The organism is Ideonella lacteola (genome assembly GCF_038066555.1).
Classification (GTDB): domain Bacteria; phylum Pseudomonadota; class Gammaproteobacteria; order Burkholderiales; family Burkholderiaceae_C; genus Ideonella; species Ideonella lacteola.
In genome coordinates this window covers 26,168-37,717 of sequence record NZ_JBBUTG010000010.1, presented here as the reverse complement: position 1 = coordinate 37,717, position 11,550 = coordinate 26,168, and the positions used below count along the sequence as shown (strand labels likewise).

The following is an 11,550-nucleotide window of genomic DNA, read 5'->3' as shown; positions in this document are numbered from 1 at the left end:
TTTTCTCCTTTAGTTGCGCTCGAGCTCGATGTCGATGCCGAGCGAACGAATTTCCTTCACCAGCACGTTGAACGATTCCGGCATGCCGGCATCGATCGCGTGCTCGCCCTTGACGATGTTCTCGTAGACCTTGGTGCGGCCATTCACGTCGTCGGACTTGACGGTCAGCATCTCCTGCAGCACGTAGGACGCGCCGTAGGCTTCCAAGGCCCACACTTCCATCTCACCGAAGCGCTGGCCACCGAACTGCGCCTTGCCGCCCAGCGGTTGCTGGGTGACGAGCGAGTACGGGCCGGTCGAGCGGGCGTGCATCTTGTCGTCCACCAAGTGGTGCAGCTTCAGCACGTGCATGTAGCCCACGGTGACCGGGCGCTCGAAGGCTTCGCCGGTGCGGCCGTCGTGCAGGGTGGCCTGCGTGCGCGTGGCCGTCAGACCCTTGCGGGCAGCGATGTCGTCCGGGTAGGCGAGCTTCAACATGCCGCGGATTTCTTCCTCCGCCGCACCGTCGAAGACCGGGGTGGCGAAGGGAACACCCTTCGTCAGCTCACGCGCCATTTCGACCACTTCCTTGTCGGTCAGGTCGTCCAGACGCTCTGTCTTGCCACCGGACTTGTTGTACAGCTCTTCCATGAACTTGCGCAGCTCGGCCACCGCCGCTTGTTGCTGCAGCATGTCGCCGATGCGCTGGCCAATGCCCTTGCCGGCCCAGCCCAAGTGCACTTCCAGCACCTGGCCGACGTTCATCCGCGAGGGAACGCCCAGCGGGTTCAGCACGATGTCGCACGGGGTGCCGTCGGCCATGTAGGGCATGTCTTCGATCGGAACGATCTTCGACACCACACCCTTGTTGCCGTGGCGGCCGGCCATCTTGTCACCAGGCTGCAGGCGACGCTTGACGGCGAGGTACACCTTCACCATCTTCAGCACGCCGGCTTGCAGCTCGTCGCCTTGCGTCAGCTTCTTGCGCTTCTCTTCGAAGGCGAGGTCGAAGCCGTGGCGGGTTTGCTCGAGCGAGTTCTTGATCGACTCGAGCTGGTTGGCCACTTCGTCTTCGGCGGGGCGCACGTCGAACCAGTGGTACTTGTCGATCGAGGCCAGGTAGGCCTTGTCGATGACCGTGCCCTTGGCGATCTTCTGCGGGCCACCGTTGGCGACCTTGCCGTTCAGCAGCTTCTCGATCCGGTCGAACGCGTCGGCCTCCACGATACGCAGCTGGTCGTTCAGGTCGAGGCGGAAGCGCTTCAGTTCATCGTCGATGATCTGTTGGGCGCGCTTGTCGCGCTGGATGCCTTCACGCGTGAAGACCTGGACGTCGATGACCGTGCCGCTGGTGCCCTGGTCGACACGCAGTGACGTGTCCTTCACGTCCGAAGCCTTCTCGCCGAAGATGGCGCGCAGCAGCTTTTCTTCCGGCGTCAGGGTGGTCTCGCCCTTGGGCGTGACCTTGCCGACCAACACGTCACCGGGGTTCACCTCGGCGCCGATGTAGACGATGCCCGATTCGTCCAGACGAGCCAGTTGCTGCTCGGACAGGTTCGGGATGTCGCGCGTGATTTCCTCGGCACCCAGCTTGGTGTCGCGGGCGTTGACCACCAGTTCCTCGATGTGGATCGAGGTGTAGCGGTCTTCGGCGACGACGCGTTCGCTGATGAGGATCGAATCCTCGAAGTTGTAGCCGTTCCAGGGCATGAACGCGACGAGCATGTTCTGGCCGAGCGCGAGCTCGCCCAGGTCGGTCGACGCGCCGTCAGCCACCACGTCACCCGACGCCACCTTGTCGCCACGCTTGACGATGGCACGTTGGTGGATGTTCGTGTTCTGGTTCGAACGCTGGTACTTGATCAGGTTGTAGATGTCGACACCGACTTCACCGGCGACGGTTTCATCGTCGTTGACCCGGATCACCACACGGTTGGTGTCGACGTAGTCCACCACCCCGCCGCGGCGAGCGGTCACCACGGTGCCCGAGTCGACCGCAGCGACGCGCTCGACACCGGTACCCACCAGCGCCTTTTCAGGGCGCAGGGTCGGCACGGCCTGGCGCTGCATGTTCGCGCCCATCAGTGCGCGGTTCGCATCGTCGTGCTCGAGGAATGGCACCAGCGAGGCCGCGACGGACACGATCTGCGTCGGCGCCACGTCCATGTACTGGATGCGTTCCGGCGAGGTCAGCACCGATTCGCCGTTCTCACGCGCGGAGACCAGCTCGTCGATCAGCTTGCCACCCTTGTCGAGCGAGGCGTTCGCCTGGGCGATCACGTACTTGCCTTCTTCGATCGCCGACAGGTAGTCGATCTGGTCGGTCACGTGACCGTCGACCACACGGCGGTAAGGCGTTTCGAGGAAGCCGTACTCGTTCAACTGCGCGTACAGGGCGAGCGAGTTGATCAGACCGATGTTCGGGCCTTCCGGCGTTTCGATCGGGCAGACGCGGCCGTAGTGGGTGGGGTGCACGTCACGGACTTCGAAGCCGGCGCGCTCGCGGGTCAGACCACCCGGGCCCAGGGCCGAGACGCGACGCTTGTGCGTGATCTCGGACAGCGGGTTGGTCTGGTCCATGAACTGCGACAGCTGGCTCGCCCCGAAGAACTCCTTCAGCGCCGCGGAGATCGGCTTGGAGTTGATCAGGTCGTGCGGCATCAGGGCTTCGGTTTCAGCCTGGCCCAGACGCTCTTTCACAGCCTTCTCGATGCGGGCCAGACCCGAGCGGTACTGGTTCTCAGCCAGTTCGCCGACGCAACGCACGCGACGGTTGCCCAGGTGGTCGATGTCGTCGACTTCGCCGCGGCCGTTGCGCAGTTCGACGAGGATCTTGACCACGTCAAGGATGTCCTCGTTGGACAGCGTCATCGGGCCTTCCGGCACGTCGCGGCCCACGCGGGCATTGAACTTCATTCGGCCGACGCGCGACAGATCGTAGGTGTCGGCGTTGTAGAACAGGCGGCCGAACAGGGCCTCGACTGCGTCTTCGGTCGGCGGCTCGCCGGGGCGCATCATGCGGTAGATCGCGACGCGCGCGGCCAGTTGATCGGCCGTTTCGTCCAGCGACAGCGTCTGGCTGATGTAGGCACCCTGATCCAGTTCGTTGGTGAACAGGCAGGGCAGCTCCTTGATGCCGGCGGCGCGCAGCTTCTTCAGCAGCGATTCCGTCAACTCATCGTTGGCCTTGGCGATGATCTCGCCGGTGTCCGGGTCGACCATGTTGCGGGCGATCACGCGGCCCACCAGGAAGTCTTCCGGCACCGAAATGTGGTTGGTACCCGACTGCTCAAGCTGGCGGACGTGGCGCGCCGTGATCCGCTTGTCCTTCTCGACGACGACATTGCCGGACTTGTCGGTGATGTCGAAGCGAGCCACTTCGCCCTTCAGACGCTCGGGCACGAACTCCAGCTGGGCGCCGGTGTCCATCAGCCGGAACATGTCGTTGCTGAAGAAGTGGGCGAGGATCGCTTCCGGATTCAGGCCGATGGCCTTCAGCAGGATCGTGACCGGCATCTTGCGGCGACGGTCGACACGGAAATAGAGGATGTCCTTCGGGTCGAATTCGAAGTCCAGCCACGAGCCGCGGTAAGGAATGATCCGGGCCGAGAACAGCAGCTTGCCGGACGAGTGCGTCTTGCCCTTGTCGTGCTCGAAGAACACGCCAGGCGAGCGATGCAACTGGCTGACGATGACACGCTCGGTGCCATTGACGATGAACGAGCCGTAGTCGGTCATGAGCGGAACTTCGCCCATGTAGACCTCTTGCTCCTTGATCTCCTTGACGACCTTCGCCGGGTGCGATTCACGGTCGTAGATGATCATCTGCAGCTTCGCGCGCACGGCCGCTGCATAGGTCAGGCCGCGCTGCTGACATTCGCGGGTGTCGAACGCCGGGCGGGCGATGTTGAACTCGATGAACTTCATCTCCACGAACCCGTTGTGCGAAACGATCGGGAACGCGGACAGGAAGGCCGCCTGCAAGCCTTCGGGCTTGCGCTGTTGCGGCGGCACATCCTTTTGAAGGAAGGCGACGTAGGATTCCCGCTGCATGGTGAGCAGATACGGGACGTTGAGAACGCTCTCACGCTTGCCGAAGCTCTTGCGGATCCGCTTGCGCTCGGTGTAGCTGTAGGGGGTTGCTTGCGCCATGAAAGACTCCGTGGTGAGGGTGCGCGCCGGCCGTGCCCGCACCTCCTCGGGGCGACTGGCTACTCAGGCCTTTGGGCGGCCCGAGGCTTGGTGGTTGGCCACTACCAACCGCTGGCGGACAACCCCGGCGTTGCACCGGAGCCCGACCAAACCGGTTCTTCTGCAGTCGGATCAGAGAACACTGGGAAACCCGGCACGCCGGGTTTCGCGGTGGTCTCGCCAACGGGCCCCGCGAAGGGCCCGCGCGGGATCACTTCATCTCGGCCTTGGCGCCGGCTTCGACCAGCTTCTTGACGGCGGCTTCGGCGTCGGCCTTGGCGATGCCTTCCTTGACGTTCTTCGGAGCGCCGTCGACCATGTCCTTGGCTTCCTTCAGGCCCAGGCCCGTCAGTTCGCGCACGGCCTTGATCACGCCGACCTTGTTCGCGCCGGCTTCGAGCAGCACGACGTTGAATTCAGTCTTCTCTTCGACGGCGGCGGCGGCGGCACCACCACCACCAGCGGCCGGAGCGGCCATCGAAGCGGCAGACACGCCAAACTTCTCTTCGATCGCCTTGACCAGGTCGTTCAGTTCCATGACGGACATGCTGTCCAGGGCGGTCAGGAAGGCGTCTTTGTCGAATGCCATTTGAGTTACCTCAGTATTTCAGTGATTCAGTGAATGGATGGAAGGCGGTGCCGTTCAAGCGGCAGCGGCTTCGGCGGGGGCGGCTTCGCCACCACCCTTTTGCTTGGCCAGGGCAGCCAGGACGGCAGCGGTGCGCTGGACCGGCGACTTGAGCAAGCCGGCGATCTGCGACAGCAGCACTTCCTTGCTGGGCACGGAAGCCAGGGCCTTCACGCCATCGGCGTTCAGGGCTTTGCCGGCATAGGCGCCACCCTTGATGACCAGCTTGTCGTTGCCCTTGGCAAAGTCAGCGATGACTTTGGCCGCGGCGACAGCGTCTTCGGAAAAGCCGTAGATCAGCGGGCCGACCATGCTCTCCGACGCGACCTCGAACGGCGTGCCGGCGACAGCGCGACGGGCCAGGGTGTTCTTCAGCACGTGAAGGTACACACCCTTGGACCGCGCATCGACGCGCAGCTTGTTCAAGCTCTCGACGGTGAGGCCACGGTACTCGGCGATCGCCAGCGTTTGCGACTTGGCGGCTTGCGCCGACACGTCCGCAATCACGGCGGCCTTCTCGTTGCGGTTGAGACTCAAGGTCTACTCCTCACAGTGACGTGCCAGGCACCTTGCGGCGACCGGCACAACGGGTTGCAGCGACCTTGCCGCTTCCGAAACACGCTCCAGATTCACTGAAACCTCTTTCGTCACGGCGGGGACGCCATCTGCGCTGGTCGGCACCGGGGTGCCCATTAAGGGGCCACAGCCTGGGCTGTCGCCCCACCAGCGGTCTTGGATGGCCCGCCGCTCGCAGCGCTTCCCGTCGGAAGCCAGCGGGCGGCGGCCCACCAATTCATCGGGCTTGTCGGCGCGTCAAGACCAGCGCGCCAGCCCTTGATTCTTGGCCGATCAGGCCGCGGTCGGCGCGACCGACACGGAAGCGATGTCGACCCGGGCGCCCACGCCCATCGTCGACGACACCGCGACCTTGCGCAGGTACACACCCTTGCTGGACGCCGGCTTGGCCTTGTTCAGGGCTTCGAGCAGCGCAGACAGGTTGCCCACCAGCTTCTCGTCGTCGAACGAACGGCGACCGATCGTGCCGTGGATGATCCCGGCCTTGTCGACGCGGAACTGCACCTGGCCCGCCTTGGCGTTCTTCACCGCGGTCGCCACGTCCGGCGTCACGGTTCCGACCTTCGGGTTCGGCATCAAGCCGCGGGGACCCAGGATCTGACCCAGCGTACCGACGACGCGCATCGTGTCCGGCGAGGCGATGACCACGTCGAAGTTGATGTTGCCACCCTTGATCTGCTCGGCCAGGTCTTCCATGCCGACCACATCGGCGCCAGCAGCCTTGGCCTCTTCAGCCTTGGCGCCTTGGGCGAACACCGCCACGCGCTTGGTCTTGCCGGTGCCGTTGGGCATCACGACAGCGCCGCGAACGACCTGGTCGGACTTCTTCGCGTCGATGCCGAGTTGGACGGCCACGTCGATCGATTCGTCGAACTTGGCGGTGGCGCAGCTCTTGACGAGAGCCAGCGCTTCAGTGATCGGGTACAGCTTCAGGCTGTCGACCTTGCCCTGCAGGGCCTTGGCTTTTTTCGTGAGCTTGGCCATTTACACGCCCTCCACGATCACGCCCATCGAGCGGGCGGAACCGGCAATGATCTTCACCGCGCCATCCAGGTCAGCGGCGTTCAGGTCCTTCATCTTGGCCTTGGCGATATCTTCCAGCTGAGCGCGGGTGATCTTGCCAACCTTGTTCAGGTGCGCCTTGTCCGAACCCTTGCCCAAGCCGATGGCCTTCTTGATCAGCACGGTCGCCGGGGGCGACTTCATGATGAAGGTGAAGGACTTGTCCGCGTAGGCGGTGATCACCACCGGCAGCATCAGGCCGGGTTCCATCCCCTGGGTCTGCGCGTTGAACGACTTGCAGAACTCCATGATGTTCAGACCACGCTGACCGAGCGCGGGGCCGATCGGGGGCGACGGGTTGGCCTTGCCGGCCGGCACTTGCAGCTTGATAAAGCCGACGATCTTCTTTGCCATGATGGCTCCTCGAGTTCAAACGATCGCCGAAGCGATCTCCTCGTCTATCGACCCTCTTCAGATCAGCGAACCGGGGTCGGGGCGGTTCGCCGCAAACTCAAACCTGTTGCCTGAGGCCCTCTCGGGCCTCGGCGAACAGTCTGACGAGCAGCCTCGTCAGACTTTTTCAACCTGCGAGAAATCCAGCTCGACCGGGGTGGCGCGGCCGAAGATGGTGACCGACACGCGGACCTTGGACTTCTCGTAGTTGACTTCTTCGATCGCGCCGTTGAAATCGGTGAACGGGCCTTCCTTGACCCGAACGAGCTCGCCCACCTGCCACTCGACCTTCGGCCTGGGCTTTTCGATGCCTTCTTGCATCTGGTTGACGATCTTCATCACCTCGGCTTCAGAGATCGGTGCCGGGCGATTCCGCGCCCCGCCCACGAAACCCGTGACCTTGCTGGTGTGCTTGACCAAATGCCAGGACTCGTCGTCCATCAGCATCTCAACCAGCACGTAGCCCGGAAAGAAGCGGCGCTCGGTCACGGCTTTCTTGCCGTTCTTCAGCTCAACGACTTCCTCGGTGGGCACCAGGATGCGGCCGAACTTGCTCTGCATGCCAGCGCGGTCGATGCGCTCACGCAGGTTGCGTTCAACAGCCTTCTCCATGCCGGAGTAGGCGTGCACGACGTACCAGCGCATGCCGCTCGGGGCTGCGCCGGTGGTTGCGTCGGTGGCGGCGTGTTCGCTCATGCTCAGTATGACCCTTTGTTCAGTTCGCGCTCAACGCTTCCAGCCCAGAATCAGGTCGTAAAGCACCCACTCCAGGGTCTTGTCCGTGATCCAGAGGAACAGCGCCATCACGACGACGAAGGCGAACACGTAGCCCGTCATCTGCATCGCTTCCTTGCGGGTCGGCCAGACGACCTTCTTGACCTCGCGCACCGACTCCCGGCCGTAGGCGATGAGTTGGCGGCCACTTTCCGATGTGAAGAAGACGCCGACCGCGGCGGCCAGACCGGCCAGCAGCACGACCACGCGCAGCCACATGTCCTTCTGCCCCAGCAGGTAGAAGGCCGCCACGGAGGCGACGAGCAGCGCCGCCGCGACCGCCAGCTTGGCCTTGTCGGCACCGGTGGTCACGGTTTGCACTTGAGGTTGGGTGGACATTGCTTTCAATTCGAACGGATCCGTTTAGAGGCCCAAGGTTCACCAGAGCATCTGGCCGACTCCGGCCAGCCAGGCACACAAAGCCCCATCAGCAGCAAAGCCCGCCTAGGCGCTGAATCGCCTGCGGGCTGGCTTGGGGGCCGGTAACGAGCGCCTGGATGGTGGCCTTGGCGCTTCGCTTGTCAGTGTCAAACCCGTCGCTCGCCTCGTCAGGCGACTGCTTCGGGCTTGGCAGGGGCAGTAGGAATCGAACCTACAACCTTCGGTTTTGGAGACCGACGCTCTGCCAATTGAGCTATACCCCTCGGGCCTTTCCTAGAGTTCGGTTGGCGTTGAGACGATTACTCGATGATCTTGGCGACGACGCCGGCGCCGACGGTGCGGCCGCCTTCACGGATGGCGAAGCGCAGGCCTTCTTCCATGGCGATCGGGGCGATCAGCTTGACGGTGATGCTGACGTTGTCGCCAGGCATGACCATTTCCTTGTCCTTGGGCAGCTCCACCGCGCCGGTCACGTCCGTCGTGCGGAAGTAGAACTGCGGGCGGTAGTTGTTGAAGAACGGCGTGTGGCGGCCGCCTTCTTCCTTGGACAGCACGTACACCTCGGCGGTGAAGTGCGTGTGCGGCTTGATCGAACCGGGCTTGCACAGCACTTGGCCGCGCTCGACTTCTTCGCGCTTCGTGCCGCGCAGCAGAATGCCCACGTTGTCGCCCGCTTGACCTTGGTCCAGCAACTTGCGGAACATTTCGACGCCCGTGCAGGTCGTCTTCTGCGTGGCCTTGATGCCCACGATTTCGATTTCCTCGCCGACCTTGACCACGCCGCGCTCGACGCGGCCGGTCACCACGGTGCCGCGACCCGAGATCGAGAACACGTCTTCCACGGGCATCAGGAACGTGCCGTCGATGGCGCGCTCAGGCGTCGGGATGTAGCTGTCCAGCGCGTCGGCCAGGCGCATGATGGCTTGCTCGCCCAGATCGCCCTTGTCGCCTTCCATCGCCAGCTTGGCCGAACCCTTGATGATCGGGGTGTCGTCGCCGGGGAAGTCGTACTTGCTCAGCAGTTCGCGCACTTCCATCTCGACGAGCTCGAGCAGCTCGGCGTCGTCGACCATGTCGCACTTGTTCAGGAAGACGATGATGTAGGGCACGCCCACTTGGCGGGCCAGCAGGATGTGCTCACGCGTCTGGGGCATCGGGCCGTCGGCGGCCGAGCACACCAGGATCGCGCCGTCCATCTGGGCGGCGCCGGTGATCATGTTCTTGACGTAGTCGGCGTGGCCCGGGCAGTCCACGTGGGCGTAGTGGCGGTTGGCCGTCTCGTACTCGACGTGGGCGGTGTTGATCGTGATGCCGCGTGCCTTTTCTTCCGGCGCCGCATCGATCTGGTCGTAGGCCTTGGCTTCGCCGCCGAACTTGGTCGACAGCACCGTCGTGATCGCCGCCGTCAGCGTCGTCTTGCCATGGTCCACGTGACCAATCGTGCCCACGTTCACGTGCGGCTTGGTCCGCTCAAACTTGCCCTTTGCCATCTTGCGCTCCTGAGGCGTTCGAAATCAAAAACCGACTACACCTGTGAGGTGGTGGTGCCCATGGCGCGGATCGAACGCGCGACCTCTCCCTTACCAAGGGAGTGCTCTACCACTGAGCCACATGGGCATCGACACAGGCCTGGGCGCCTCAGCACTCACCCAAACCTGTGGCGACGGACCGCCACTTTCACTGCCACGAACCACCAAACCTTCTTCACTGGAGCGGGAGACGGGAATCGAACCCGCGTCATTAGCTTGGAAGGCTAAGGTTCTACCATTGAACTACTCCCGCCCGGCCTGACGAGCCCGGCAAGCACACCGGACTCCGACAACCGCACGAGCCAGTCTCCAGGACTCGTTCGTCAAATTTGGTTCGCTGTGGTGGAGGAGGCTGGATTCGAACCAGCGTAGGCGTAAGCCAACAGATTTACAGTCTGCCCCCTTTAGCCACTCGGGCACCCCTCCGCAGCGAGCCTGAGACTATAGCACGGTTCTTATGGCAAAGGCGAGCGTCTGTTTGCGCATTCGATTCGCTGCCGCGTTTCAGACCCCGCCCATCCAGTCAAGCTCGATGCCCTCCGCCTGCAAAACTCCCCAGTGTCCGCAGCCGATGAACGGCTGCGGCGGGCGGCGGGCAGACAGTGGCGACGGGTGGTTGGCGCGCAACAACAGGTGGCGGCCGGGCGCTTCCTGCTCGATCAGTGGGGCTTTGGCCTGGGCGTGATTGCCCCAAAGCAGGAAGGCGATCCGGCGCGGCTGACGCGCCACCGCCTGGATCAGGCCATCGGTCAGGGCCTCCCAGCCGCGCTTGGCGTGACTCGCAGGCAGCCCCTCTTCGACCGTCAAGCTGCTGTTGAGCAGCAGCACGCCTTGTGCGGCCCAATGGCCCAGATGCCCATGGCGTGGCGCCGATCGTCCGAATTCACGCTCGAGTTCGACAAAGATGTTGCGCAAACTGGGTGGCGGCTTGACGCCCCGCGGCACGGAAAACGCCAGCCCCTCGGCCTGCCCGGCACCGTGGTAAGGGTCCTGTCCCAGGATGACGACCCGAACGGAGCCCAGCGGCGTGAGGCGCAGGGCGCGCAACGGATCGGCCGGAAAGATCGTGGCGCCGGCCCGCTGCCGCTCGCTGAGGTACGCCATCAGCGATTTCCCGGCGGCGCTGGCACACCAGGCATCGGTCACAGGCCGCCAGTCGGGTGGCAGGCTCGCAAGGATTTCTGCCAGCGGCCGCACCAGCCGGTTGTCGCTACCCTGCCAATCGAACAGGGGCGCCATCAATGGAATAGGGCCTGAAGCGCAGGGCCTGGCTCCGGCGCCCGCATGAACGCCTCGCCCACCAGGAAGGCATGGACGCCCGCGTCGCGCATGCGGCGCACATCCGCTGGCGCAAGGATGCCGGATTCGGTCACCAGCAGACGATCCGCAGGGACCTGAGCCAGCAGGCCGAGCGTGGTGTCCAGCGAAACCTCGAAGCTGCGCAGATCCCGGTTGTTGATGCCCACCAGGCGGGTCTTCAACCGCAGGGCTCGCTCCAGCTCGGCACCGTCGTGCACCTCGACCAGCACATCGAGCCCCAGTTCCAGCGCCTGAGTCTCGAGATCGGCCATCTGGGCATCATCCAGGCACGCCGCGATCAGCAGGATGCAATCCGCCCCCATGGCCCGCGCACCGACCACTTGGTACGGATCGACCATGAAGTCTTTGCGCAGCACTGGCAACGCGCACGCCGCGCGAGCCTGCTGAAGGTAGGCCGCAGATCCCTGAAAGAACCGCTCGTCGGTCAGCACGCTGAGGCAGGCGGCACCATGGCGCTCGTAGCTGGCCGCGATCTCGGCCGGAACGAAGTGCTTTCTCAGCACGCCCTTGCTAGGGCTGGCTTTCTTGATCTCGGCGATCACTGCCGACTGGCCGGCCGCCAACCTGGCCCGGAGAGCCGCCTCGAAGCCCCGACGGTCGGTCATCCGCCGTTGCGCTTCGGACCGCAGCGCTGCCAAGGGCCTGGCCACGCGGTCGCGGGCCACCTCTTCGTGCTTGACCTCGACGATGCGCTGCAGGATGTCGGGAATGCCGTTC

The 11,550-nt window shown here is 64.0% G+C and carries 10 protein-coding genes and 4 tRNA genes; all 14 read right to left on the bottom strand.

The genetic code is table 11. The annotated features are described in order from the left end of the window. Nucleotides 1–9: 9 nt before the first annotated feature. The gene (rpoB, locus tag AACH06_RS16000; RefSeq protein WP_341426749.1) at nucleotides 10–4,131 is read right to left on the bottom strand and encodes a DNA-directed RNA polymerase subunit beta; all 4,122 of its coding nucleotides are present in this window, start codon (nucleotides 4,129–4,131) and stop codon (nucleotides 10–12) included. 250 nt (nucleotides 4,132–4,381) lie between these two features. Beyond that, the gene (gene rplL, locus AACH06_RS15995; protein ID WP_341426748.1) at nucleotides 4,382–4,759 is read right to left on the bottom strand and encodes a 50S ribosomal protein L7/L12; all 378 of its coding nucleotides are present in this window, start codon (nucleotides 4,757–4,759) and stop codon (nucleotides 4,382–4,384) included. A gap of 54 nt (nucleotides 4,760–4,813) precedes the next feature. Then, the gene (gene rplJ, locus AACH06_RS15990) at nucleotides 4,814–5,335 is read right to left on the bottom strand and encodes a 50S ribosomal protein L10 (RefSeq protein WP_341426747.1); all 522 of its coding nucleotides are present in this window, start codon (nucleotides 5,333–5,335) and stop codon (nucleotides 4,814–4,816) included. Between the two features lie 312 nt (nucleotides 5,336–5,647). After that, complete coding sequence (gene rplA, locus AACH06_RS15985; protein ID WP_341426746.1) at nucleotides 5,648–6,358, bottom strand: 50S ribosomal protein L1; 711 nt, start codon at nucleotides 6,356–6,358, stop codon at nucleotides 5,648–5,650. Next, the gene (gene rplK / locus AACH06_RS15980; protein WP_329715913.1) at nucleotides 6,359–6,790 is read right to left on the bottom strand and encodes a 50S ribosomal protein L11; all 432 of its coding nucleotides are present in this window, start codon (nucleotides 6,788–6,790) and stop codon (nucleotides 6,359–6,361) included. 156 nt (nucleotides 6,791–6,946) lie between these two features. Next, a complete protein-coding gene (gene nusG / locus AACH06_RS15975) occupies nucleotides 6,947–7,525 on the bottom strand; it encodes a transcription termination/antitermination protein NusG (RefSeq protein WP_341426745.1) in 579 nt (192 codons plus the stop codon). 30 nt (nucleotides 7,526–7,555) lie between these two features. Further along, the gene (gene secE / locus AACH06_RS15970; RefSeq protein ID WP_341426744.1) at nucleotides 7,556–7,942 is read right to left on the bottom strand and encodes a preprotein translocase subunit SecE; all 387 of its coding nucleotides are present in this window, start codon (nucleotides 7,940–7,942) and stop codon (nucleotides 7,556–7,558) included. 229 nt (nucleotides 7,943–8,171) lie between these two features. Beyond that, a tRNA-Trp gene (locus tag AACH06_RS15965) sits at nucleotides 8,172–8,247 on the bottom strand. 36 nt (nucleotides 8,248–8,283) lie between these two features. Beyond that, nucleotides 8,284–9,474: an elongation factor Tu gene (tuf, locus tag AACH06_RS15960; RefSeq protein WP_341426743.1), complete on the bottom strand. Its 1,191-nt coding sequence runs from the start codon at nucleotides 9,472–9,474 to the stop codon at nucleotides 8,284–8,286. Nucleotides 9,475–9,526: 52 nt separating this feature from the next. Continuing rightward, nucleotides 9,527–9,601: transfer RNA gene (locus AACH06_RS15955), tRNA-Thr, on the bottom strand. A gap of 91 nt (nucleotides 9,602–9,692) precedes the next feature. After that, nucleotides 9,693–9,766 (bottom strand) — tRNA-Gly (locus AACH06_RS15950). 87 nt (nucleotides 9,767–9,853) lie between these two features. Beyond that, a tRNA-Tyr gene (locus tag AACH06_RS15945) sits at nucleotides 9,854–9,939 on the bottom strand. A 78-nt stretch (nucleotides 9,940–10,017) separates the two neighbouring features. Continuing rightward, on the bottom strand, nucleotides 10,018–10,752 hold the full coding sequence (locus AACH06_RS15940) for a uracil-DNA glycosylase (RefSeq protein ID WP_341426742.1): 735 nt from the start codon (nucleotides 10,750–10,752) through the stop codon (nucleotides 10,018–10,020). Then, on the bottom strand, nucleotides 10,752–11,543 hold the full coding sequence (gene trpC, locus AACH06_RS15935) for an indole-3-glycerol phosphate synthase TrpC (protein WP_341426940.1): 792 nt from the start codon (nucleotides 11,541–11,543) through the stop codon (nucleotides 10,752–10,754). The genes AACH06_RS15940 and trpC overlap by 1 nt, the downstream gene beginning before the upstream one ends. Between the last annotated feature and the right edge of the window lie 7 nt (nucleotides 11,544–11,550).